The 25,763-nt window shown below is 69.7% G+C and carries 17 protein-coding genes; 15 read left to right on the top strand and 2 right to left on the bottom strand.

All coding sequences use genetic code 11. The annotated features are described in order from the left end of the window. Positions 1-107 precede the first annotated feature (107 nt). The 4 genes from J2X52_RS02380 (at position 108) to J2X52_RS02365 (ending at position 5,494) form a co-directional block, all read left to right on the top strand. Entirely contained in the window at positions 108-1,028 is a 921-nt protein-coding gene (locus J2X52_RS02380; protein ID WP_310148102.1) for an AEC family transporter, read from the top strand. 157 nt (positions 1,029-1,185) lie between these two features. After that, positions 1,186-3,126, top strand: coding sequence for a TonB-dependent receptor (locus J2X52_RS02375; RefSeq protein WP_310148100.1), 1,941 nt, complete (start codon positions 1,186-1,188; stop codon positions 3,124-3,126). Beyond that, the gene (locus tag J2X52_RS02370) at positions 3,126-3,644 is read left to right on the top strand and encodes a YfiR family protein (protein ID WP_310148097.1); all 519 of its coding nucleotides are present in this window, start codon (positions 3,126-3,128) and stop codon (positions 3,642-3,644) included. The genes J2X52_RS02375 and J2X52_RS02370 overlap by 1 nt, the downstream gene beginning before the upstream one ends. Further along, on the top strand, positions 3,641-5,494 hold the full coding sequence (locus J2X52_RS02365; RefSeq protein ID WP_310148093.1) for an EAL domain-containing protein: 1,854 nt from the start codon (positions 3,641-3,643) through the stop codon (positions 5,492-5,494). The genes J2X52_RS02370 and J2X52_RS02365 overlap by 4 nt, the downstream gene beginning before the upstream one ends. Before the next feature lie 66 nt (positions 5,495-5,560). Here the strand turns inward: J2X52_RS02365 and J2X52_RS02360 are convergent, their stop codons facing one another. Beyond that, a complete protein-coding gene (locus tag J2X52_RS02360) occupies positions 5,561-6,889 on the bottom strand; it encodes an outer membrane protein transport protein (protein ID WP_310148090.1) in 1,329 nt (442 codons plus the stop codon). Between the two features lie 213 nt (positions 6,890-7,102). Between J2X52_RS02360 and J2X52_RS02355 the strand changes: the two genes are divergently transcribed. From J2X52_RS02355 to J2X52_RS02305, 11 genes are all read left to right on the top strand, one after another. Beyond that, a complete protein-coding gene (locus tag J2X52_RS02355; RefSeq protein WP_310148087.1) occupies positions 7,103-7,801 on the top strand; it encodes a rhomboid family intramembrane serine protease in 699 nt (232 codons plus the stop codon). A 97-nt stretch (positions 7,802-7,898) separates the two neighbouring features. Further along, on the top strand, positions 7,899-8,222 hold the full coding sequence (locus J2X52_RS02350; protein ID WP_310148084.1) for a DUF1820 family protein: 324 nt from the start codon (positions 7,899-7,901) through the stop codon (positions 8,220-8,222). Positions 8,223-8,380: 158 nt separating this feature from the next. Continuing rightward, positions 8,381-10,066 (top strand): electron transfer flavoprotein-ubiquinone oxidoreductase, encoded by a 1,686-nt coding sequence (locus tag J2X52_RS02345; RefSeq protein WP_310148082.1) that lies wholly within the window; start codon positions 8,381-8,383, stop codon positions 10,064-10,066. 100 nt (positions 10,067-10,166) lie between these two features. After that, positions 10,167-10,682: a c-type cytochrome gene (locus J2X52_RS02340; protein ID WP_310148079.1), complete on the top strand. Its 516-nt coding sequence runs from the start codon at positions 10,167-10,169 to the stop codon at positions 10,680-10,682. Between the two features lie 87 nt (positions 10,683-10,769). Beyond that, positions 10,770-12,512, top strand: a complete 1,743-nt coding sequence (locus J2X52_RS02335; RefSeq protein WP_310148076.1) for an ExeM/NucH family extracellular endonuclease — start codon at positions 10,770-10,772, stop codon at positions 12,510-12,512. 230 nt (positions 12,513-12,742) lie between these two features. Beyond that, positions 12,743-13,411 (top strand): alpha/beta fold hydrolase, encoded by a 669-nt coding sequence (locus J2X52_RS02330; protein ID WP_310148074.1) that lies wholly within the window; start codon positions 12,743-12,745, stop codon positions 13,409-13,411. A gap of 67 nt (positions 13,412-13,478) precedes the next feature. Further along, positions 13,479-14,762, top strand: a complete 1,284-nt coding sequence (gene zapE, locus J2X52_RS02325; protein WP_310148071.1) for a cell division protein ZapE — start codon at positions 13,479-13,481, stop codon at positions 14,760-14,762. 289 nt (positions 14,763-15,051) lie between these two features. Beyond that, entirely contained in the window at positions 15,052-17,682 is a 2,631-nt protein-coding gene (locus J2X52_RS02320; protein WP_310148068.1) for a TonB-dependent receptor, read from the top strand. A gap of 268 nt (positions 17,683-17,950) precedes the next feature. Beyond that, positions 17,951-20,530, top strand: coding sequence for a M14 family zinc carboxypeptidase (locus J2X52_RS02315; protein ID WP_310148065.1), 2,580 nt, complete (start codon positions 17,951-17,953; stop codon positions 20,528-20,530). Between the two features lie 378 nt (positions 20,531-20,908). After that, entirely contained in the window at positions 20,909-21,928 is a 1,020-nt protein-coding gene (locus J2X52_RS02310; protein WP_310148062.1) for a LysR substrate-binding domain-containing protein, read from the top strand. Positions 21,929-21,995: 67 nt separating this feature from the next. Continuing rightward, positions 21,996-24,476, top strand: coding sequence for a mechanosensitive ion channel domain-containing protein (locus tag J2X52_RS02305; RefSeq protein WP_310148059.1), 2,481 nt, complete (start codon positions 21,996-21,998; stop codon positions 24,474-24,476). Positions 24,477-24,489: 13 nt separating this feature from the next. Here J2X52_RS02305 and J2X52_RS02300 read toward each other — a convergent pair whose 3' ends face one another. After that, a complete protein-coding gene (locus J2X52_RS02300; RefSeq protein ID WP_310148056.1) occupies positions 24,490-25,281 on the bottom strand; it encodes a hypothetical protein in 792 nt (263 codons plus the stop codon). Positions 25,282-25,763: the final 482 nt, after the last annotated feature.

Below are 25,763 nucleotides of genomic sequence, written 5' to 3'. Positions count from 1 at the left end.
CGGCCGGCACGCGCCGGCCGCATCCGACGCAGTGTTCTTCCCGCGTCGCCGCGGACGCCACACGCGTCCGCTAGGATCACGCGCTCCCCTCGTGACGTCCGGCCCCGATGGCCTTCGATGCCTTTGCCCTGATCCTGGCGATGCTCGCGCTGGGCATGCTGTTCGCCCGCCTGCGGGTGATGCCGGCCAATGCCGCCGAGGTGCTCAACCTCGTCGTGCTGTATGTGTGCCTGCCGGCCGCAGTGCTGGTGCACGTGCCGAAGCTGCAGTTCGACGCCTCGCTGATCGGCGTTGCCGCCACCCCGTGGCTGCTGGCAGTCGCGACGGTCGCCCTGGTGCTGCCGCTGGCGCGCTGGTTGAAGTTCCGGCGCGACGAGACCGCGGTGCTGCTGCTGTGCGTGGGCCTGTGCAACAGCAGCTTCATCGGCTATCCGATGATCGCGGCGCTGCTGGGGCCGGGCGCGGTGGCGTATGCGGTGGTCTACGACCAGTTCGGCACCTTCGTGCTGCTGTCGACCTTCGGCCTGACGATCCTCGCCCGCTACAGCGGCGACACCCCGCCGGGCTGGCGCGACATCGCGCGGCGCATGCTGCGCTTTCCGCCGTTGTGGGCGCTGGCGGTCGGGCTGACGGTGATGCCGGCGGCGCCCCCGGCCTGGATCGCCGCCGCGCTGGAGAATCTGGCCGCGGCCATGCTGCCGCTGGTGATGCTGGCAGTGGGCCTGTCGATCCAGCTGCGCATGCCGCGCGACGAGATCCGCCCCCTGGCCACCGGACTCGTCCTGAAGCTGCTGGTGATGCCGGCCATCGCCCTGCCCCTGTCGTGGGCATTCGGCATGGACGGCACGATGCTGAAGGCCAATGTCCTGGAATCGGCGATGCCGACGATGATCACCGCCGCGGCCTTGGCGATCGCCGCGGGTCTTGCGCCGCGACTGGCCGCGGCGCTGGTCGGCTACGGCATCCTGCTGTCGCTGGGCACGCTGCCGGCCCTGGCCTGGCTGCTGGCGCGCTTCGTCACTGGCTGAACAGGGCAGTGTGGCTGGGCCCCGTCAAGTAGGCCGCTGGCAGGCCGATAGCGGTATGCGCAGGGCCGCAGGCGCCCGCTGAGCCTCGTGATCCATGACGTCCGCCACGCCGGGTTCCGCACCCGCCCCCGCACCGCAATGCCGCCTCCCGGTCCGCATGTGCCTCGCAGCGCTCGCGCTGGCCAGCCCCTGGGCGTCCGCGGACCCCGGCCCACAGGACCTCACCGGCCTTCCGCTCGAGCAGTTGCTCGACATGGATGTGCGCACAGCCTCGCGCTTCGACCAGAAGGCCAGCCAGGCGCCGTCGGCCGTGCGCGTGATCACCGCCGACGACATCCGCCGCCATGGCTGGCGCACCCTGGCGCAGGCACTGGAAAGCCTGCCCGGACTGCATGTCGGCGACGATCGCGGCTACAGCTACCTGGGCGCGCGCGGCATCCTGCGGCCGGGTGATTACGACACCCGGTTCCTGGTGCTGATCGACGGACACCGGCTCAACGATCCGGTCTACAGCCAGGGCGCGATCGGAAGCGACTTTCCCCTCGACGTGGCGCTGATCGAGCGGATCGAATACGTCCCCGGCCCAGGCTCCGCCCTGTACGGCTCGAATGCGTTCTTCGGCGTCGTCAACGTGATGACCCGCGACGCCGCGTCGTTCGGCCGCGGCGAACTGGACATGGGGGTCGGCACCCGGAATGTGCGCGCGCTGCGCAGTGCCGTGGTGGCGCGCGGCGCCCTCGGCGAGACGGTGCTGTCGGCCAGCGCGAGCCACGATGACGGCGAAGACCTGTCGCTCCCGATCTTCGCCGGCGTCGACGGCGACGGCATCGCGCGCGGCCTCGATGCGACCCGCACGCGACGGCTGTTCGTCCGACACCGCAGCGGCGATCTCGGTCTGGTGCTGGTCGCCAGCAGGCGGGGCAAGGAAATCCCCACGGCCAACTACGGCCAGGTGTTCGGCATCCCCGGCGCCGATACCGAGGATCGCTGGGCGATGGTCGGAGTCGACTACCGGCGCGCGCTGGACGCGTCGACCGACTGGTTCATGCAGGGACGCGTGCTCGACTTTCGCTACGTGGGCAACTACGTGTATCCGGCGATCAACCGCGACGTGTCCCGCGGCCGCTCGCTCGCGCTGGAATCGGGCGTGGTCACCCGCGCGCTGCCGGGGCATGTGATCGCCGCGGGCGTCGAGGTGAACATCAAGCGCGGTGTTGACCAGTCCAACTACGACGTCGAACCGCGCGAGGTGCTGTTCCAGTCACGCGATGCCGGCGAGCGCGCGGGCATCTACGTCAACGACGAGTGGACGTGGAACCCACGCTGGGCGCTGTCCACCGGGCTGCGCCTCGACAGCGAGGCGGGCGACAGCCTGCGCCTGAGCCCGCGTGTGGCCCTGGTCGGCGCCCTGCGCCCCGGCACCACGCTCAAGGCCATTGCCGGCCATGCCTACCGCAGCCCCAACAGCTACGAGCGCGAGTACGCGGTGGAGGGGCCGGGCGGCCAGCGCGCGAACCCGGATCTCGGCGCGGAGCACATCTACACCACCGAACTGCTGCTGAGCCAGGAACTGGGCACCACCAGCCAGATTGATCTGGGCGTCTACCGCTATCGCCTGCGCGGCCTGATCACCTTGATCGAGGATGCCGACGGCATGCTGACCCTGGAGAACGCCGCCTCCGCCCGCAGCTCCGGCGTCGAGGCCAGCCTGTTGCACCGCTGGGCCGGTGGGGTGCAGGCGCGCGCCAGTTATGCCTATGCCGATGTCGAAGGCTGGAACGAGGCCGGACAGCCGATCAATTCGCCCCGCCACCTCGGCAAGCTTTACGTCACCGCGCCGCTGGGCGAGGCGGTCTCCCTGGCGCTCGGCAGCCGCTATACCGCGTCCAGAGCCACCCGCGAGGGCCGGGTCGGCGGCGTGACCGTCGTCGATACGAACCTGCTGTGGGCGGTGCCCGGTACGCGCGTCGACGTCTCGCTCGGCGTCGCCAACCTGCTCGACCGGACCTACGCCGATCCGGCCGGGCCCGAGTTCCTCCCTGATGCGATCCCGCGGCGCGGCCGCACGGCGACACTCGACGTACTCTGGCGCTTCTGATGCCGGCGCGTGCTGCCCCTGGAACCTGGCGTTTCACCTGCACCGCGGGCGCGGTGCTTGGGCTGTACGTGGCGCTGTGTCCCGGCGCGTTCGCCCAGGTCGAGGAGCGCGCGCTGAAGGCCGCCTTCGTCTACAACATCATTGCCTTCACGGAATGGGAGACTGGTCTGCAGCCGGACACCCTGCGGGTGTGCACCGCCGTGGATCCCGGCTTCACCGAGGCGCTTGCGACGCTGGAAGGCAAACAGATCGGCACACGGCAGCTGCGCGTGCGGCCGGTTCTGGCGCCGGCCGCCGGATGCGACGTGCTGGTACGCGCGCCCACGGTGCCGCCCGGGCCCGAGGTGGCCGGACGTCTGGTGGTCTGCGACGGCTGCGTGCTGCCGGATGCGGTGACCGCCGCGACGCTGGTCCGCGACGGCACCCGGGTGCGCTTCGAAGTGGATACGACATCGGGTGGCCGCGTCGGCCTGAGCTTCAGCAGCCGGCTGTTGCGGCTGGCGAGACGCGTGCTGTGATCTGGCACCCCGTCGAGCGCCTCGGGCCCAGGCTCGCGCGTTCCAACCTGCCCGCGGTCATCCTGGTGCTGGCCTTGGCGGGCGCGGTGCTGGCGCTGCTGCAGTACTTCGGCCTGCGCAGCGAACTGCTCGAGAACGCCAATGCACAGGCGCGCATCGTCGCGCTCAACAGCACCGCCGCGTTGATGTTCGACGACCGCGCGGTCGCCCAGGAAACACTCGACGCCTTCAGTGCCTCGGCCGCCGTGCACAGCGCGCGGCTGGAGGATGCGGCCGGCCGCGTGCTGGCGACCTATACGAGCCCGGCCGCCGACGCACACACCATCGGGGACATCTGCGAACTGCACTGCGTGCGGGTGACGGCACCGATCGAGTACGGCGACGAGCGCCTGGGCGCGGTGGTGCTGCACGTCTCGCTGGAACGCGTCTACAGGCGGCTGCTCGGGTTCGGCGGCGCCTTCCTGCTGGCGGCCCTGGTCGCCCTCGGCCTGAGCCTGCCGTTGCTCGCACGCATGCGCGCCCGCATACGCTCGGCCGAGGCGCGACTGGAATACCTGGCGCACCACGATGCGGTCACCGGGCAGCGCAACCGCAACGCCTTCAACGCCGCGCTGCAGGCCGTGCATTCGAGCGGGACGCAGGAGTCCTACGCACTGCTGCAACTGGACATGGACCGGTTCAAGGAAATCAACGACACGCTCGGCCATTTCGGCGGCGACGAACTGCTGCGCCAGGTCGGCACGCGGCTGCACGCGGCGATCCGCGCGAGCGATACGCTGTTCCGGCTCGGCGGCGATGAGTTCGCGGTACTGATGCGGCCCGTCGTGTCGCCGACGAGCGCCGGCGCGGTCGCCGAACGCATCCTGACCCAGTTGGCCGCGCCCTTCCACCTGCAGGGGCAGGAGTTCCACGTCACCGCGAGTCTCGGCATCAGTGTGTATCCCCAGGATTCGGCCGATTTCCACGACCTGCCGGGCAACGCCGATGCCGCGATGTACGAAGCCAAGCGCCATGGCCGCAATCGTGTCGCGTTCTTCGACCCGCGGTTGCGCGAGGCGATGGCCGAGCGCCTGCGGCTGCAGAGCGACCTGCGTCGCGCGCTCGAGCACGACGAACTCTCCCTGCATTACCAGGCGCAGGTGGACACCCGCACCGGCGCGCTGACCGGCATCGAGGCCCTGCTGCGCTGGGCGCATCCGACCCTGGGACCGATATCGCCGGCCACCTTCGTGCCGGTCGCCGAGGAGTCCGGCCTGATCGTGCCGATCGGCCGATGGGTGATCGACGAGGCCTGCCGGCAGTTCGCGGCCTGGCGACAGGCCGGCTTCGATGGGGTCTGCATGGCGGTCAACGTGTCGGTGCGGCAGACCCGGGACGAGCAGTTGCCTGCAGTCATCGATGCCGCGCTCGCCACCCATGGGATGGCGGCGCATTGCCTGGAACTCGAGATCACCGAAAGCGTGCTGATGGAGCAGACCGACCTGGCCATCGCACTGCTGGCGCGGCTGCGCGCGCGCGGCCTGCGCCTGGCGATCGACGATTTCGGCACCGGCTATTCGTCCATGGCCTACCTGCAGCGCCTGCCGATCGACACGCTCAAGATCGACATGGCCTTCGTCCGGGAGATTCCCGGCGACGGCGAGGCGATCACCACCGCGATCCTTGCGATGGCGCATCAGCTGGGCCTGTGCGTGGTCGCCGAAGGCGTCGAGACCGAGGCCCAGCACGACTTCCTGCGCGAGGCGGGCTGCAACCAGATCCAGGGCTACCGGATCGCACGTCCGCTGCCGCCAGAGGCGTTCCTGCAGCGCTGGGACCCACGGGTGGAGACTTCGCGCGCGCCGCCCTGACACGCCGGTCGCGCACAAAAAAGCCCCGCCGAAGCGGGGCTTTTTCTTGTCACGATGCCGCGAGGATCAGAAGCGGTACTGCGCCGACACGCCGAACAGGTTGGCGTCGCCGTCGAAGCCACCGGCCACGCGGCTGCCGCCGCTGGTGGTGTCGATCTTCGGATCGCGCGGTGCGATGTGCGTGTACGCGAAGTTGACGTCGAACGCGTCGCTCATCGCCCAGGTCGCGCCGATCGAGTAGAAGATGCGGTTCGCATCGGGCAGGCGCGGGGTGCGGTGCGCGAGGCTGGTCGGGGTTTCGTCGTACGCGACGCCGCCGCGCAGCTTCCAGCTGTCGTTGAGCTTGAACTCGGCGCCGAGGGCGGCGAAGTACGTGTCCTTCCACTCGAAGGGCTCGACCGAATCCGGATCCGGGTTCTCGAACTGGATACGCACTTCGCGCAGCGACGACCAGCCGGTCTCGGCGTAGGTGGCCGACAGCATCAGCGCATCGGTGACCTGCCAGGTCGCGCCGATGTTGAGGATCGACGGGGTGGTCAGGTCGGCGCCGCCGGGGCCATCGAGGAACAGGCCCGGACGTGCGACGTTCAGTACCGCTGCGGCATTGCCCGGCACGGTCCAGTTGGCGGTACCGCGCAGTTCGTAGTCGATCTCGGAGCGGTAGCTCACGCCGACCGACACGGTATCGGTCGGGCGGAAATGCGCGCCGACCAGCCAGCCGAAGCCATTGTCGTCACCCTGGATCTCGGCCAGGCCGTCGGCGTTCTGCGGCAGGAAGCCAGGCGCGCCGGACTGCGCCAGCAGCGCGCCGAAATCGACCGCGCGCGACAGGGTCACGTCGGCGCGCGAGGCGATGACGCCCAGGCCGACCGAGAACCGATCGGTGATGTCGATCGCGCCCGACAGGGTCAGGTCGACGATCTTCACGTCCGAGGTCTGCGCGGCGTAACGGCCGACCCAGCCGGCGTCGTATTCGGTCTTCAGGCCGAACGGCGCGCTGACCATGGCACCGAGCGCGACGCCGTTGTCGAGCTTGTGCACGACCGACAGCGCCGGCACCGGGGTGACGTCACCCGCGTTGCCACCATTGCTGCCAGTCAGCGGACGGCCGAGTGCGTCACGGCCGCTGCCCTGGAACTCGTAGTTGAGGTCGATGACGGTCAGGTCGGCCTGCACCGTGGTGCCCTCGAACTGGGTCATCACCGCCGGGTTGTTGGTCACGACCGAGCTGTCGCCGGTCTTGGCGGCGGTGCCGGCGAAGGCGCTGCCCATCGACTTGACGCTGTTTTCCTTGAGCTGGAAGCCGGCCGCATTGGCCTGGCCTGCGAACGCCAGCGCGGCGGCGATGCCGACAGCGAGGACGGTGCTCTGCATGTAGCGGGGGTTGGTAGCCATGTGTCGCGTTCTCTCCCAAACAGGTGTTGTTGTGATGCTGCGCCTGGTGCGGACGAGGCCCCCTCCGTCCGCCACCACCTGTCGGAATTCCCCTCCCGAACGCGCGTAGCGGGGCGCACTATACCGTACGATTGCGTGTGGAAAACTTGCTGCGATGCGGTATTTCCGGCGCGCTTTACCGGCCCTGCGACGGCCCTCGACAATGGTCGCCCGATGTTCGTCTCGATCCCCAACCGCCGCGCCCGTTCACCGTTCCGCTGGGCGGTGCCGATGCTGTGCGCGCTGCTGTGGCTGGCGTTCCTGTGGGCGAGCACACGCTCCGCCAACGAGCACTACACGCTGTTGCTCGACTGGGGCGCGCTGTACGGTGGCCCGGTCGGCACCGACGGCACCCTGGTGAACTGGCTCGATGCCGGCCCATGGCTGCGCCTGGTGACCGCGCTGTTCCTGCATGCGGACTGGGCGCATCTGCTCGGCAACCTGGTATTCCTGCTGATCTTCGGGCTGCCGGCCGAGCGGCTGATGGGGGCGTGGCGGCTGCTGGTGCTCTTCATCGTCGGCGGCGCGCTGGCGAACCTGTCGGCGGTGCTGGCGATCGGCGCCCCTGACCGTCTGATCATCGGCGCCAGCGGCGCGGTGTCGGCACTGATCGGCGCGTATCTGGCGCTGTTCCCGCGCGCGCGCCTGGGCGTGGTGGTGCCGCTGGGGCTGTTCCTCGAATTCGTCCGCGCCCCGGCCTCGCTGCTGATCGGCGTGTGGGCGGTGCTGCAGGTGATCTTCGCCTACATCGGCCCGGCGTTCGGCGCCGTGGCGTGGACGGCGCACGTGGCCGGCTTCCTGTTCGGCGTGGTGTTCGCGCTCGTGTCGCGGCACGCGATCGGCCAGCGGTTGCGGCGGCTGAAGGGGTATTGAGGCGCCAGGATTCGGCATTGGGAATTTGGAAACGTGGGGCGCCGCATGGGGTCTTGCCAATCCCGAATCCCGAATCCCGCTCTTACAATCCCTCCCCATGACACCCAAGACGCTCTACAAGGTCACCTTCCTCAACCACGGCAAGGTCTACGCGCTGTATGCGCGGCAGGTCGAAAGCGGCCGGCTGTGGGGCTTCGTCGAAGTCTCCGATCTCGTGTTCGATGTCCACGACGGCCTCGTCGTCGACCCGACCGAGGAACGCCTGCGCGACGAGTTCGCCGGCACCCGCACCCTGCACCTGCCGATGCAGAGCGTGCTGCGGGTGGAGGAAGTCGAGAAGAAAGGCCAGTCCGCGATCCGCGACGCGGCCACCGGCGAGACCGTGGTGACGCCGTTTCCATTGCCCGCGCGGCCACGCTGAGCTGAGCCGCCCCGCGCGCAGGCGCCGACGCGCATGACCCGTTGACGCGCAGGCCGGTTGAAGCACCGCGTTACACTCGCCGGCCCACGCGGCCATCGCGCACCGGCTGCGATGCTGGCCGCACTTTCCGTGACCCGGGCGCAGCGCCCAAGGCAACGATGACGACTCCCCAGACCCTGCTCGACACCCACGGCCCACGCGAATCGATGGAGTACGACGTCGTCGTCGTGGGCGCAGGCCCCGGTGGCCTGGCGACCGCCATCCGTCTGAAACAGCTGGCAGCCGAAGCGGGCCGCGAGGTGTCGGTCTGCGTGCTGGAGAAGGGATCCGAGCCGGGCGCGCACATCCTGTCGGGCGCGATCATCGACCCGCGTGCGCTGACCGAACTGATCCCGGACTGGAAGGAAAAAGGCGCGCCGCTGAAGCAGGCGGTCACCCGCGACGAATTCCTGTTCCTCGACGAGACGGGCCAGAAGTCCACGCCGGATTTCTTCCTGCCCGACTGCTTCAAGAACCACGGCAACTACATCATCAGCCTCGGCGCCCTGGTGCGCTGGCTGGCCACGCAGGCCGAAGCGCTGGGCGTGGAGATCTTCCCCGGTTTCGCGGCGGCCGAAGTGCTGTATGCCGACGACGGACATGTGCGCGGTGTCGCCACCGGCAACCTCGGCATCGGCAAGGACGGACAGCCGACCGGCGAGTTCCAGCTCGGCATGGAGCTGCTGGCCAAGTACACGATCTTCGCCGAAGGCTCGCGCGGCCAGCTGGGCCGCGAGCTGATCGCGAAGTTCGCGCTCGACGCAGGCCGCGACCCGCAGAGCTATGGCCTCGGCATCAAGGAGCTGTGGCAGGTCGACCCGGCGAAACACGAACCGGGCCTGGTCGTGCACACCGCCGGCTGGCCGCTGACCGACGACACCTACGGCGGCTCGTTCCTCTATCACGCCGAGGACGGCAAGGTCGCGATCGGCCTCGTCGTCGGCCTCGACTATCGCAATCCCTGGCTGAGCCCGTTCGAGGAATTCCAGCGCTTCAAGACGCATCCGGCGATCCGCAAATACCTCGAAGGCGGCAAGCGCATCGGCTACGGCGCGCGCTCGATCACCGCCGGCGGCCTGCTGTCGATCCCCAAGCTCGTGTTCCCGGGCGGCGCCTTCGTCGGCTGCGAGGCCGGCACGCTCAACGCCAGCCGCATCAAGGGCAGCCACGCCGCGATCAAGACCGGCATGCTCGCCGCCGAGGCCGCGTTCGCCGCGCTCGGCGAGGGCCGCAGTGCCGACGAACTGTCCGCGTATCCGACGGCGTTCGAGGCCAGCTGGCTGCATGCCGAGCTGTCGCAATCGAAGAACTTCAAGCAGTGGTTCAAGAAGGGTCGCACCACCGCGACGCTGATGACCGGCATCGAGCAGTGGCTGCTGCCGAAGCTCGGCATGCGCGTGCCGCCGTGGACGATCCATCGCGACAAGCCCGACCACGCGTGTCTGGAGCCCGCCGCGCAGCACACGAAGATCGACTACCCGAAGCCCGACGGCGCGCTGACCTTCGACCGCCTGAGCTCGGTGTACCTGTCGAGCACCAATCACGACGAGGACCAGCCGGCGCATCTGACGCTGAAGGATGCGTCCGTCCCGGTCGACGTGAACCTGGCGACCTACGCCGGCCCCGAAGCGCGCTATTGCCCGGCGGCGGTCTACGAGTTCCTCGACGGACCGGACGGTCCGTTCCTGCGGATCAATGCGCAGAACTGCGTGCACTGCAAGACCTGCGACATCAAGGATCCGACCCAGAACATCGTCTGGGTCGCGCCGCAGGGCGGCGGCGGACCGAACTACGCGGGGATGTGAGGCCGGGCCGGGCCTGTCCCGGCCGACGCAGCATTCTTGAAAACCTGCCCGTATACTCGGGCGCAGCTGTGGCCACACGCCATGTCGCCAAGGGTGTTTCGTGCGTAATTACGATCTCGAATTCCTCAAGCGCTTCTCGATGGTCCTGGGTTTCCTGACCATCGTGACGCTGGGCCTGATGCTGGGCGCCTGGTATCTGCACAAGTCGTTGCCGACGGATGTGCCGCCGAACGTGGCCAAACGCACCGAGGCGCGTATCGCGCCGGTGGGCGCGGTCTACGCCGGCGCCACCGGTGCCGCGTCGCAGGCGGCTGCGACAGCCGCTGCCGCAGCCGCCGCCGCGGCGCAGGTTGCCTACGGCGGCACGCTCGACGGCTCGGTGATCTACCAGAACCTGTGCGCGGGCTGCCACACCTCGGGCGCCGGTGGCGCACCGACGCTCGACCACCAGCACTGGGATGCGCGCCTCGCCCAGGGCACCGAGACGCTGTACCGCCACTCGATCGAAGGCTTCACCGGCGCAGCCGGCGTGATGCCCGCGCGCGGTGGCAACCCGGCGCTCAACGACGAGCAGATGCACGCCGCGGTCGACTGGATGGTCGACAACCTCAAGTAACGTTCGCCGGGTACATTGCCCGCCCCAGACGCCGCCTCCGGGCGGCGTCGTCGCGTCAGGCCGCCGAGGCCGATGGAGATCCACCCGATGTCCCCACCGATCCACCTCACCCGCCTGCTGCCAGGCCTGCTCGTCTGCACCTTGCTCGCCGCGTGTCGCGCGACGGCGCCCGGGCCGGCCGCGGCGGCGGTCGATGACACATCGCCGATTATCTTTGCACCCAGCGCGGACACCACGGTGCGCGAGGTGACCGTGGACGGCCAGGTGACAGGCGCCTTCGCCGAGGGACTGGGCGGCTGGTTCCTGGAGACCGCGGCGCCGGCGCGTGACATGCCCCCCGCGGTGTTCGTCGAAGCCGTCGACGGCATGCCGGCGCCGGTCGCCGGCGCGCATATGCGCGTGAACGGCCTGCTGCACTGGGTCGGACCTCTGCCGACCCTGCGCCCGGCACGCCTCGAACAGTTGCCGACGCCGGCGTCGACCCTGGCGCCGCTGCGTCTGTCAGATTCGCCGTACCGCTGGTCAGAACATATCGGGCGCCTGGTGCGCATCGAGGTCCCGCTGACGGTCACCGGCCAGCACGAGCTTGGGCGTCGCGGCACCCTGATCGCCAGCGTCGATGGTCGCCTGTACGCACCCAGCGAAATGGGCTGGGCGGGCAACGAGGCCCTCTTTCTCAAGTCCGACAACGACCGTCGCCGCATCCTGCTCGACGACGGCCGCGACGACGCGCCGGAGGACGGCGTGCCCTGGTATCTGCCCGACACGGCCCACGCGCTGCGCACCGGCAGCGTGCTGACCGGCGTGGAAGGCATCGTCGATTTCCGTCACGGCGCCTGGCGGCTGCAACTCACCGCACCCGTGGAGGTGCAACTGGCGCCACGTCCGGCGCCGCCGGTCGTCGAAGGTGACGTACGCATCGCCGCGTTCAACCTCGAAAACCTGTTCAACGGCGACGGCCGCGGCGGCGGTTTCCCCACGCCGCGCGGTGCGGAGACGCCGGCCGCCTACGCGCGCCAACTCGAAGGGCTGGTGGCGACGATCACCGCGCTCGATGTCGACGTGGCCGCGCTGATGGAGCTGGAGAACGACGGCTATGGCCCGGACTCGAGCATCGCCCATCTGGTCGACGCCCTCAACGCCGCCGGCCCGGCGCGCGACTGGCGCTTCGTCGGCACCGGTGAGGGCCCAGGCACCGATGCGATCCGCGTCGGCCTGATCTACCGCGCCACGCGCGTGCGCCCGCAGGGGGCGCCGGCCACGCTGGACGGCGGCCCCTTCGACAGCCTGAGCCGCGTGCCGCTGGCCCAGGCCTTCGTGCCGGTGCAGGACGACCGCCCCGACGGCGCGGACTTCACCGTGGTCGCCGTGCACTTCAAGTCCAAGGGCTGCGGCACGGCCGACGGCGCAGACCGCGACCGCGGCGACGGTCAGGCCTGCTGGAACGCCGCGCGCACCGAATCCGCGCATCGCTTGCTGACGTGGCTGGAGACGGCGCCGACAGGCTCGAACGAGCGCGTGGCAGTGGTCGGCGACTTCAACGCCTATGCCCGCGAAGACCCGCTGCGGCTGTTCTACAACACCGGCTGGCGCGACCCGTTCGCCAGCGGCGCTGACGAGCCGCCGCACAGCTTCGTCTTCGACGGCCAGGCCGGGCGCCTGGACCACGCGCTGCTGAGCCCGGCGCTCGCCGAGCGCGTGGCCGGCGCGGCGAAATGGCATATCAATGCCGACGAGCCGGACGATATGCGCGAGCGCGAAGCCAGCGGACCTTGGCGCAGTTCGGATCACGATCCACTGGTGGTGGGGTTGAAGCTGCGCGGGCGCTGACGTCTCGAGCCCTCCCCCGTGTACGGGGGAGGGTTGGATGGGGGTGAACCGTCAGACGTGGACGTTGCCGAGTCGCGCGAAGGCGTTCGGCTTCCTGTGCATGATCGTTGCCCCGTGCGCGTCATGCCCGCCCCCTCCCGGCCTCCTCCGCAGGCGGGGAGGGGTTGAACGTCACGCAAGGCCGCCCCTCGGCCACAGCCCCGTCGCGGCCGGCCCGGTATCATGCGTGCATGACGTCCCCCACGTTCCCCACACAATCCGGGCCGCTGGTGTTGCCCGGTCCCGCCGGCGACCTCGAGGCCGCGATCGATGTGCCCGACGCCGATGTCGCGGCGCTGCCATTCGTCGCCGTGGTCTGTCATCCGCTGCCCACCGAGGGCGGCACGATGCACAACAAAGTCGTCACGATGGTCGCGCGCACGCTGCGCGAGCTTGGCGCGGCCACGGTGCGCTTCAACTTCCGCGGCACCGGTGCGTCTGCCGGCAGCTACGACAACGGCATCGGCGAGACCGAGGATCTGACCGCCGTGGTCGAGTGGGTCCGCCGCGAGCGGCCCGGCCACGCGCTGTGGCTCGCCGGTTTCAGTTTCGGCGCCTACGTGTCGCTGCGCGCGGCCGCTGCATTGCAGCCCGACGTGCTGATCTCGGTCGCACCGCCGGCCGGCCGCTGGGATTTCGAATCGATCGTACTGCCGACCTGCCCGTGGTTGGTGATCCAGGGCGAGGCCGACGAGATCGTCGATCCCGAAGCGGTCTACCAGTGGCTCGAAGACCGCAAGGCGCAGGCCGAGCTGGTGCGCATGCCCGACACCGGCCATTTCTTCCATCGCAAGATGATCGACCTGCGCGGCGTGGTGAAACACGGGGTCAAGGCCTACCTGCCGCAGGCACCGGGCTGATGCACAAGGCGTCAACCCGAACGGCGCCACGCGCCGGCCGTCGCGCTGTGCCCGCGGCGGGTCGTCAATGACTCCCGGGCCGACACCGTCCGAACGCTACGCCGCCGGTGTCGCACGCGGCGACTGGCAGGCCGATCCCGCGCAGCAGCCGGCGCTGGTCGAACTCGATCGCCTGCATGCCGCGCTGGTCCAGCCGCCTGCGCGACGCGGCATGCTCGGTCGCCTGTTCGGCGGTGGCAATGCACCCGACGCGCCTGCGGGCCTGTACCTGTGGGGCGGCGTGGGTCGCGGCAAGACCTTCATGATCGATCTGTTTCACGACGGGTTGCCCCTCCAGATACTTCGGGCCGAAGGCCCGACCGATGCCCCTCTCCCCACCGGGAGAGGGGGGGACCGTTCGCAGAGCGGACGGTGGGGTGAGGGCGAAGCGCCAGTAGAGCCCGCTTCTTCGGGCGCATCCGTGACACCGTCGTCTCGGCACGCAACGCGTCAAGCCGTCCCCGATCCGAAACTCGGCCGCAAGCGCCGCACCCACTTCCACCGCTTCATGCGCGAAGTCCACGAGTCGCTGCGGGTGCATGCCGGCGAACGCGATCCGCTGGCGGTGATCGTGCGCGGCTGGCGCGATGCCGGGCTGCGCGTGCTGGTGCTCGACGAATTCTTCGTCAGCGACATCGGCGACGCGATGCTGCTCGCGCGCCTGCTCGACCGGATGTTCGCTGACGGCATCGTGCTGGTGACCAGCTCCAACGTCGACCCGAAGGATCTGTACAAGGACGGCCTGCAGCGCGTGCGCTTCCTGCCGGCGATCGCACTGATCCAGCAGCATTGCCGGGTCGTCCATCTCGAAAGCGACACCGACTACCGCATGCGGGCATTGACCCGCTCGCCGGTGTACCGCACGCCGCTCGATGCGGACGCCGACGGCTGGCTGGACACGCGCTGGCACGAGCTCGGCGGCGACGACGAACACCGCGACGCCGGTGTCGAGATCGACGGCCGTCGCATCGCCGTGCGTGCGCGCACGCCGGGCATGGCGTGGTTCGATTTCGACGCGCTGTGCGAAGGCCCGCGCGGCGCCAGCGACTACATCCAGGTCGCGACCGAATTCCACACCGTGCTGCTCGGCGGCATCCCGCACATGGACGCCACCCGCGACGATGCCGCGCGCCGCTTCGTCACCCTGATCGACGAGCTCTACGACCGCCACGTCAATCTGGTCTGCACCGCCGCCGCCGAGCCGCCGGCGCTGTACTCGGGCGAGCGCCTGACCGGCGCGTTCGAGCGCACCGCCTCGCGCCTGATCGAAATGCGCAGCGCCGAGTATCTGGCGCGCGAACACCGCGGCTGAGCGGCGCACGCCCGTTTGCGCGGATCGTGCACGGCGCGCGTCCCGCCGACGGGCGACATGCAGCCATCCGTCCATCCGGATTGAACGATCCGGACATGCCGAACCGTCCGCAGGCGCTCGGCGCAAGCATGCGCAAACGCACTCGCAGCGCGGCTTCCCCGCCTTCGGCTTCAGCGGTTTCGCGCCGTGGACAGTCCGGAACGGACTGACGCCAGTCCACATCACCATTTTTTGACACGCCGCGACCGTGGCTCACTGCCTGCCCCACGGACTTACTGCGGTGCAGCAAATGCTTCGATCTTCGCGTCTCGCCGTCGCCGTTCTGGCGGCCCTCGTTGTCCCCGCCGCGGTATCGGCGCAAACGCCGGCGGCCGGTGAGGCGCGCACGCTCAACACGGTGACGGTGACCGGTTCCAATATCCGCCGCGCCGAGGCCGAGGGCAGCAATCCGGTGCAGGTCATCGACGCGGAGGAACTGGCGACCTCGGGCAAGGTCACCGTCGCCGACGTGCTGCGGTCGATCTCGGCCAATACCGGCAACGCGACCAATGAGACCAGCAACAGCGGGTGGGCGTCGGGCTCGGCGGGCATCGGCCTGCGCGGCCTGTCGCAGAAGAACACGCTGGTGCTGCTCAACGGCCGGCGCCTCGCGAACTACGGCTTCCCGGCCGGCGGCCTGTCGGACACCTTCGTCAATCTCAATGCGCTGCCGCTGGTTGCGGTCGAGCGCATCGAGGTGCTCAAGGACGGCGCGTCGGCGGTTTACGGCTCGGACGCCGTCGCGGGTGTGGTCAACATCATCACCCGGCAGAATTTCCAGGGTCTGGAAGTCGGCGGCAGTTATGGCACGTCGGACGAGGGCGGCCTCGACACGCGCCGCGCGCGGCTGGTCGGCGGCATCGGCGATCTCGATACCGACGGCTACAACCTGCTGGTCAGCGTCGAGGCCTACGACCGCGACCGGCTCGACCAGAACCAGCGCGACCTCACCGCGTCGGGCATCTACAGCGACCTGCCCGGCGGGCGCTGGAACGGCTGGTCGGCCAAGGGCGCGCGCTTCCTCGTTGGCGGCGCCTCGGTGCCGTTGCTCGACGCCGCCGGCAACTGCCCCGAGGGCATGACGCTGACGCCGAGCGCGCCGATCGACGGCCTCACTGGCGACACCTGCGCGATCAACCTGGCGCCCTACACCACGCTGATTCCGTCGACCGAGCGGTATCAGGCCTTCGTCAACGGCACCGTGCGCCTGAGCGACAACGTCGACCTGTTCGGCGAGGCGCTGGTCAGCCAGATCCGCGGCGCGTCGATCTTCGGTTCCAGTCCCTACTTCACCCTCGAAGGCGGCCGCTTCGCGCTCAACGCGCAGACCGGCCTTGCCGAGCCGGTGTCGAACCTGCTGCCGGCCGACAGTCCCTACAACCCCTACGGCGTGCCGACACAGATCGAATACACGTTCTTCGATCTCGGCCAGTCGCTGAAGACCAACCGCTCCGATGCCTTCCGCATCCTCGGCGGCGCACGCGGCCGCGGCGAACGTTTCGACTGGGAGTTCACCGGCTTCTTCGCCAAGAGCACCGAAGAGGAAACCGTCGCCGGCGGTTTCGCCAATCGCTGGCCGCTGGCGCAGTCGCTCGCCGACGGGTCCTTGAACCTGCATGCGCCGGGCGCGACACCGTCTGCGGTGCTCGACGCGATCCGACTGTCGACGGTGCGCGAGGCACAGTCGTCGCTGCACGGCTTCGATTTCAAATTCAACGGCGACCTGTTCCAGCTGCCGGCCGGGCCGGTCGGCTTCGCCGCCGGCATCGAGGCGCGCACCGAATCGCTGACCTCGCGCAATCCCTGGCAGATCGATGCGGGCCTGCAGGTGCGCCCGGCGATCGCTGCGGTCGATGGCGAGCGCGACGTCGCCGCGCTCTATGCGGAATTCAACGTGCCGATCGTCCAGGGCCTGGACCTGCAGCTCGCCGGCCGCGGCGACGACTACAGCGATTTCGGCAGCGCGTTCTCGCCCAAGGCCGGACTTCGCTGGCAGGCGCTCGACACCTTGCTGGTCCGCGCCTCGGCGTCGCGCGGCTTCCGCGCGCCGTCGCTGTCCGAGAACTCGGCCTCCACCAACATTTCCTACGGCACCGTCGTCGATCCGTACGACCCCGACATCGCGGGTTCGCGGCAAAGCCCGACCTTCTTCACCGTCGGCAATATCGAACTCGATCCGGAACGTACGAAGTCCTACAACGTCGGCTTCGTCGTGTCGCCCCGGGCCGACACGAGTATCTCGCTCGACTGGTACCGGATCGAACTCGACAACCTGATCGGCACCAACAACTCGACGACGATCGTGCAGAACAACGATCCCAGCGATGTGATCCGCGACAGCCGCGGCAAGCTGGTCGCGGTCTACAACCGCTACCAGAACCTCACCGCGCTGAAGACCTCGGGCCTGGACGCGGAGCTCAACCAGACCTTCCGCACCACCGCGGGCGATTTCAGCATCGCCAGCGTCTACACCCACGTGCTCGACTACAGCCGACCGCAGGTCGTCGGTGGCCCGCTGGTCGACTACGCGGGCAGCAACCTCGGCCCGTCGCTGCCGCGCAACAAGCTGACCTCGCGCTTCGGCTGGTCGATCGGCGATGTCGAGACTGCGTTGACCTGGTACCGCACCGGCGGTTACGACCAGAAGGCGAGCGTCGCGGCGACCGCAGTGCAGTCGCGTGTCGATGCCTATGACCAGCTCGATCTCTACGCGGGCTGGTCGGGCATCGACGGCCTGACGCTGTATGCCAAGGTCGACAACATCCTGGATGAAGAACCTCCGCACGACGCGTCGTTCCCTGGTATCCGCACGCCGTATGACTTCAGCCAGTACGACCTGCGAGGGCGGTATTTCCAGGTGGGGTTTGATTACCGGTTCTGAGGTTCGCGTACGCAGGTCTGCGCTTCGGTGGGGCTGCGTCGTCAGTTCGCAGTGCACCCACCACCGTCATTCCCGCGCAGGCGGGGCTTTCAATGGACGCACGTCCTGTCATCCAGGGACTTTGCTTTCTCCGGCCTGACGTCCTTGGATTCCCGCCTACGCGGGAATGACGGAGCTGGACATAGCTGCGGCTGAAAGATGCGCGTAACCGCGAGCCACTGTTTCAGCACTCGACGTGCGATACCTCTCTTTGCAGGACATACCACCGATGCTTCTATCTCTGTTCGCGCGCCGCCTGTTGCTGACCACCTTGCTCCTGCTGCCCTTCACCGCACTCGCGCAGACCGCCTACTACCTCCCCGACGCCGCGCCGGATGCGCACGACCCGGCCATCCCCACGCCGGAACAGTTCCTCGGCTATCCGATCGGCAGCCACTACACGCGCCACGACCGCATCGTCGATTACCTGCGCGAGCTCGATCGGCTGTCGGACCGCGTGCATGTCGAAGAGATCGGCCGCAGCTACGAGGAACGTCCCCTGCTCGCGGTGCTGGTGACGTCGCCCGCGAACCACGCACGCCGGGAACAGCTGCGCGCCGCGCACGCGACGCTGGCCGATCCCGATGCGCCCGCCATCGATGCCACGCAGGTGCCGGTCGTCGTCGGCCTGTACTACAGCGTGCACGGCAACGAGACCTCGAGCGGCGAGGCGATGCTGCTGACCGCCTGGCATCTGGCCGCGAGTCGTGACCCCGAGGTCAAGCGCTGGCTCGACAGCGCGATCGTGCTGATCGATCCGGCGCAGAACCCCGACGGCCGCGACCGCGCGGCCAACTGGCACAACGCCTGGAAGTCGAACCCGGCGGTCGCCGATCCGCTCGACAAGGAACACGTCGAGCCGTTTCCGAACGGCCGCAGCAACCACTACTTCACCGATCTCAACCGCGACTGGTTGGCCGTGAGCCAGCGCGAGACGCGGGCCAAGCTCGACGTGTTCCACCAGTGGCTGCCGAACATCCAGATCGATTTCCACGAAATGGGCTCGAACAGCACGTATTACTTCGAACCCTCGCCGAGCAGCATGCACAGCCCGCTGCTGCCGCAGGCCTCGTACGACTGGAACGTCACACTCGCCCGCTACCACGCACAGGCGCTCGACAGCCTGGGTTCGCTCTATTACACCAAGGAAAACTTCGACAACTTCTCGCCGGTCTACGGCTCGACCTACCCGGATTTCCACGGTGGCGTCGGCGTCACTGTCGAGCAGGCCAGCTCGCGCGGGCTGGTGCAGGACACCGCGAACGGGCCGCTGGAATTCCGCTTCACGATTCGCAACCAGTTCGCCGTGGGCCTGGCGACGATCCGCGGCGCGGTGGAAGAGCGCGCGGGGCTGTTCGAGCTGCAGAAGGATTTCTTCCGCTCGGCGCGCGACCAGGGACGACGCAATACGCATGCGGCGTATGTGTTCGGCGATCCGGCCGATGCGACCACGTCGCGGCGTCTGCTCGACCTGCTGCTGACCCATCGCATCGCAGTGCACGCGCTCGACGCGCCACTGACCGTCGACGGCCGCACGTACGCGCCCGGCAGCGCCTGGGTGGTGCCGGCCGCGCAGCCGCAGTTCCGGCTGGTGCATTCGATCTTCGAGGAAACGCCCGACACCGGCGGCGGTGTCTACGGCAGCACCTCGTATGCAATCGCGCATGCGTACGGTCTGCGCAACGACCGCCTGCGCCGTTCGCCACGACTGGGCGCGGCGGTGACCGAAGTACCGGCACTCGACAGCGGCGCGCGCGGCGAGACCGCCTATGCCTGGGCGATCGACTGGCGTGATCTCGGCGCGCAGCGTGCACTGGCCGAACTGCTCACCCGGAACGTGCGCGTGCGCACCGCGTTCTCGCCGTTCACCACGCGCACCGCTGCGGGCGACACCGCATTCGGCGAAGGCACGCTGGTGGTTCCGGTGGCCGGCCAGACGCTGGATGCCGCGGCCTTGCGCGTAGCCGTCGACAGCGCAGCGCGCGATGCGGGCGTGGTCACGCATGGTCTCGCCAGCGGACAGAGCGTGTCCGGCATCGACCTGGGCAGCGACGGCATCCGCGCGGTGCGCAAGCCTTCAATCGCGCTGGTGATGGGCGAAGGCGTCAACGCGACCGAGATCGGTTCGACCTGGTTCGCACTCAGCGAACGCCTGCACTATCCGGCGACGCGGCTCGACCCCACACAGCTCAGCCGCGTGCCGCTTGGCGCCTACACCAGCATCGTGCTGGCCGGCGGCCGTTTCGACGATCTTCCCGACGCCACCGTGGCCGCGCTCAAGCACTGGATCGAAGCCGGCGGCTCCCTGGTGACCTTCGGCAGCGCCGCACGCTGGGCCCAGGCCAAGGGCTTGACCGGCGCCGCGCCCGCACCGGCCGCCAAGGACGCGGACAAGCCGGCGGAACGCCTCGACTTCGCCGCGCGCCGCGACACGCTGGCCGAACAGCGCAGCGCCGGCAACCTGGTCTCGGTGGACATCGACACCACGCATCCGCTGGCCTTCGGCGTGCCGCAGCGCGCGGGCTTCGTGCACAAGGAAACCGGCGTCACCCTGGCGCCCCTGCCCGATGCGTTTTCCAACGTGGTGCGCATCGACGACGACCCGCTGATCAACGGTTATCTCGGCGCCGAACTGCGCGCCGCGCTCGCCGGCACCGTCTGGGCGCAGGTCGCGCGCGTGGGCAGTGGCAACGTGGTGCTGTTCGCCGACGATCCGGCGCACCGTAAGTACTGGCTCGGCACCGAACGCATGCTGGTCAATGCGCTGTTCTTCGCCGATCAGCTGGCGCCCGCACCGCCGCGGCGTTGACTCCGAAAGCCCTCCCCCGCCTGCGGGGGAGGGTTGGGTGGAGGCAAACCTCCCGGCTGCGGCATCGTCAGCGTCGTGCGGATTCGACGTTGAGGTCTCACTCGGGGCACTGCTATCGGCAGGTAGGGTTCGCCCCCATCCCAACCGTCCACCCATGACGGCGCAATGCCCCGCTCTCGGGCAAAGGAGCTGATTCCTGCACGTCCACACTCAGCTGGGAACACGCCCCTGACCAGCCCCAGGCAAGCGCCTGAAGATGTCGTCCCATACGGGCCCACACAGTGTGGTCGCGCATGGAACATGTCGCCGCTGCATCCGGGCGAGGATCGGACGTATGCACACGCGTCCGCTCCCACACGCCCTCGCCGGTCCGCCGACATGACCCTGACCCAGTTGCGCAGCTTCATCGCGATCGTCGACTGCGGCCACAACGTCACGCTCGCCGCGCAACGGCTGCACGCCACGCAGTCGGGCGTCTCCAAGCAATTGGCGCAGCTGGAGGCCGCGCTGGGCATGAGCCTGTTCGTGCGCCGCGCGCGGGCGCTGACCGGCCTGACCGAGGCCGGCGCGCAGGTGTTGGTGCATGCGCGCCGGCTGCTGGCGGAGTCGGCCAACATCCAGGCGCTGTCGGACAATCTGCGCCGCGAGCGCCACGGCGTGCTGCGCATCGCCACCACCCACACCCAGGCCCTGCACGCCTTGCCGCCGGCGCTGCAGGCGCTGGAACGCGCGTGGCCCGAGGTCGCGGTGCACGTGCTGCCCGGCGACGACGCCGATGGCCTGCAGGCGCTGATCGACGGCCATGTCGATCTCGCTCTGCTCAGTGGCACCGGCGCACCGCCCGGCGACTGCATCGCAGTGCCCCTATATCGCTGGCGGCGCCGCGTGGTGGTGCCGGCCGGGCATCCACTGGCGGGGCTGCAACGTCCGTTGCGGCTCGACGATCTGGCCGGCCGGCGGCTGGTGAGCTACGCATCGAGCCAGTTGGCGGGCTCGTCATTGCAGCGCGCGTTCGCCCAGCGCGGGCTGCGCGCCGATGTCGCGGTGACCGCACGCGATGGCGATCTGATCCAGACCTATACCCGCGCCGGTCTCGGCGTCGGCATCGTCGCGGAGATGGCGCTCGACCCGCGCGACGATCTGGTGGCGCCGCCGATCGCCGACGATCTGCTGCCGCCGTGCACCACCTGGCTGCTGCTGCACCCGGCGCGCGTGCTGCGCGACTTCGGCTTTGCCCTGCTCGCCGCGCTCGCCCCGCACCAGGCGGTGGTCGACCTGCGACGCCTGATCGCCGACGGCCAGCCGCTGCCGGAACCCGCGCCCGACTGGCAGGCCTGGCGCGTCGCCACCCGCATCGCGCGACCGGTCGCGTCGAAAGCCACCGCCGCCGCACGCTGACGCAGCGCGCAGTCGACACCGCGGCAGGTAGCATCCGGACATCCGCCGGCTGCTTTCCGGGTGTGTCATGAGTCTCGTCGTCCGCTTCGCATGTGTGCTGCTGGCGAGCCTCGCGCTGGCGCAGCCGCTGGCCGCGCGCGCGCCGCTGCTGGCCGGCGCTGCCGCAATGACCACCGCACCCGATCCTGCACCGGCCGATCCGCCTGCCGCGCCTGCTGTGCCTGCCGCGGCCGCCGTCGATGTCGCTGACATCCCTGCGCAGGCGGATGTCGACCAACGTCTGGCCGAGCGCATCCAGGCCGCGACCGCCGAAGCCGGCACCACGACGCCCGCGGCCGCCTATGCACGACGACTGGCGACGATCGAAGCCTCGGTCGAGGATCCGTTCTGGCGCTTCACCTCCGCGGAAATGCGCACCCTGCCGATCCCGCGCCTCGAAAGCCTGTCGCGGCACTGGACCTTCCAGGCGCGCCGGCTCGCCCAGTGGCAGGCGGATCTGCGCCAGACCACCACACACCAGGCCGGCGACGCCGCCGGGCTGGCCGCGCGCCGCCAAGCCTGGGAAACCACCGCGGCTGCGGGTCAGGAATTACCGACCGCTTTGCGCCAGCGCGTGGACGAGGTGGTCCGCGAACTCGCGCAGGCCGAAGCCGCGCTGTCGGATCCGCTGGCGCGGCTGATCGCACTGGGCCGACGCGGCAATGCGGTGGACGCAAGCATCCAGAACGCGCAAGGACGGGTCGCCGATGCGGTTGCCGCCTACGACGTCCGCCTGACGCGCGTCGACGCGCCGCCGCTGTGGCGTCTGGACGCCGCGAGCGTGACGCCCACTGCCGACACCGGCGATGTGATCCGCAGTGGCCTGGAGATCGAATCCCGCTTCGCCACCGAGTACACCCAGGGCGACGCGATCAGCGGTCTGCGCGCATTGCAGACGCTGCTGGTCTGCTCGCTGCCGCTGTTGGTGTGGCTGGCCTGGCGCAGCCGCGCGCCGATCCGCGCCGGACAGGTCAGCCGCACCGAGGCCGCCGTGTTGTCGCGTCCGCTCTCGTGCTGGCTGCTGCTGGTGGTGATCGGCGTGTTCGCGTTCCAGCCCGACGCGCCGATGCTGACCCATCAGCTCGCATTGCTGGCCGCGGTGGTGCCGGTCCTGCGCCTGCTGCCTGCGTCGCGTCGACGCCTGCTGGGCATGGCGCCGTACGTCGCCAGCGCGCTGTTCCTGCTGCTGCGACTGGGCTTCGTGTTCCTGTCCAGCGCCGCCGCCTACCGCCTCTACATCCTGGCGCTGACCCTGCTCGGCCTGGCCGCGGCCGGCTGGCTGCTGTGGCGTGCGCGCCGGCATGACCATGCGGCCCATACCGGCCGCCTCGGCCAGGCGCTGCGGGTAGCGGTGCACGTGGGCGCAGCGCTGCTGACGGTGGCGCTGGCCGCCAATACGCTCGGCAATGTGTCGCTGGCCGAAACCCTGACTGGCGGCGTCATCGACAGCCTGTATTTCGCGCTGCTGCTGGCTGCGGGGCTGACCGTCGTCGCCACCTGGATCCAGTTGCTGCTCAAGCGGCCGGGCGTTTCGCGCTTCCGGCTCGCGCGTGACCACGCCGGACCGGCCGTGCAGATGCTGCTCAACCTGATGGCGGTCGCCGCGGTAGTCGGCTGGATTGTCTACGCGCTCGACCGCTTCCGCGTGCTGGCGCCGGTGCATGCCTCGCTGTCGGCGCTGCTGGGCTACAGCTGGGCACTCGGCGACCTGCGGCTGAGCCTGGGCCATGTGCTGCTGTTCGTGCTGACGGTGGTCATCGCGTTCTGGCTGGCGAAGACCGTACGGCTGGTGCTCGACGGTGAGGTGCTGTCGCGGATGTCGCTGCCGCACGGCGTCGCCAACAGTGTGGCGTCGCTGAGCTACTACACGGTGCTGATGCTGGGCCTGGTGGGCGCGCTGTCGGCGGCCGGCTTCAAGGCCAGCCAGCTGACCTTCGTGCTCGGCGCACTGGGCGTCGGCGTCGGCCTCGGGCTGCAGAACGTGGTCAACAACTTCGTCTCCGGCCTGGTGTTGATCTTCGAGCGGCCGTTCCAGCCGGGCGACGTGGTCGAGGTGGGCGGCACCACGGGCCGCGTGGTCGACATCGGCATGCGGGCAACGCGCGTGTCGACCTTCGACGGTGCCAACGTGGTGGTGCCCAATGGTCAGCTGATCTCGCAGCAGTTGGTCAACTGGACCCTGCGCGACCGCAGCCGGCGGCTGGAAGTGCGCGTCGGCGTGGCTTACGGCAGCGCACCGGCCGAAGTGGAGGTAGTGCTGGCGGAGGTCGCCGCCGCCACCCCCGGCGTCGCGACCACGCCGGCGCCGGCGGTGCTGTTCGACGGCCTGGGCAGTGTGGCGATGGAATTCGTCGTGCGCGCCTGGACCCACGAGTACGAGGACGCTGGCGCGATCCGCAGCGCCCTTGTCGCCCGCGTGTACGACGCCCTGCTCGCGCGTGGCATCGGTCTGGCGCACGGCGCGGCGACGGTCTATCCGCCCCCGCCGCCGGCGCCCGCAGGCATCTGACCGCAGCGCCGCGTCAGCGGCAGTTGGACGCATCCACCGCCCGGATCGATTCGATGCGGCCGTTGCCGGTCGCCACGTGCACGCACTCGCGTGAGCGCGCGTTCCACCAGGTCACGACCGAGCGACCATCGCGCTGCTGCGCATCGCGATCGACAAAGCCGCGGGCCTGCAGTTCGGTCTCCGCGCCGGCCGCACGCGCACCGACCAGATCGTCCAGCCGACCCGTGCCCGAGCCGCCAGTGCTGCCTGACTGCCACGGCACCTGCGCGGAGCGTTCGCGCATGCCCGCGCCGTAGCCGTCGCTGTAGGCGCCACTGTCGGCGTCGGCGCGGTAGCCGTGCAGCGCGTCGCGATAGCCACGTTCGTAATCGGCCTCGTGACGCGGATCGTCGGCGTGGTCGCCGTCGTCGTGGTGGTGCGAGCGGTGGGCGAGCGCGGCGATGCCCAGGATCGCCGCGGCCGCGACGGCCGCCTTGGCGCCGTCGCTCATGCCGTCCCGGCCACCGCCGTCCTGTTGCCCGCAGTCGGGTGCCGGCGCGGTCACCGTTGACGCCACGCGCCCGCGATCGCTGCGCACCATCACGCAGCGCCGGTCGCGCGCGTTCCACCAGCTGCCGTAATCGCCCGAGCCCGATTGCCGCACATATCCGCGCGCACCCAGCGTGCGCGACGCGGCGCGGTCGTCGAGGCCCTGCAGATCGCCGAGCCCCGGCGCGGGATCCTGGGCGGACACCAGCGGCGTCGCGAACAGGGCGGACAGCGAAAGCGTGGCAGCGGCCAACGCGCTGCGGCGGATGACGCACATGAGGCACCTCCGGTTGTGCCGGCCGGACCGGCCGCGCTCGGCGCAGATTGCGCCGGAAATTGTGCAGGGCATGTGGCGGCGTTCGGGGTTTTGACGGCGGCCTCCTGTTCGGCCCCACGCGCGGCTTGAAGCCCTCCCCCGTGTACGGGGGAGGGTTGGGTGGGGGCAATCCGTCAGACCGTACGGAAATCGATCTCCAAGAACCAAGCCCCCTGGATCGCCAGCCGGACCACGACCGGACGCTTCGCCCCCTCCCCACCCTCCCCCGCGTGCGGGGGAGGGCTTGAAGCGCGCTCCGGCCAGAGGTTTGCGGGCAGAGCCCTCCGCATGGACGGGTGGGGGCCGGGCTCCACAGTGACGTCCAGGAGCACCCCCATCCGCCCCGCCAGACCAGCCGTCCGGCTGTTGAAAGCCGCGGAGCAGGCGCTCCGCGCACCTTCCTCACGAGGAGGGAGAATCAAGAAAAATCATCCCGAAGGCCT

The organism is Luteimonas sp. 3794 (genome assembly GCF_031456825.1).
Classification (GTDB): domain Bacteria; phylum Pseudomonadota; class Gammaproteobacteria; order Xanthomonadales; family Xanthomonadaceae; genus Luteimonas.
This window is presented reverse-complemented; position numbering and strand designations above follow the sequence as displayed.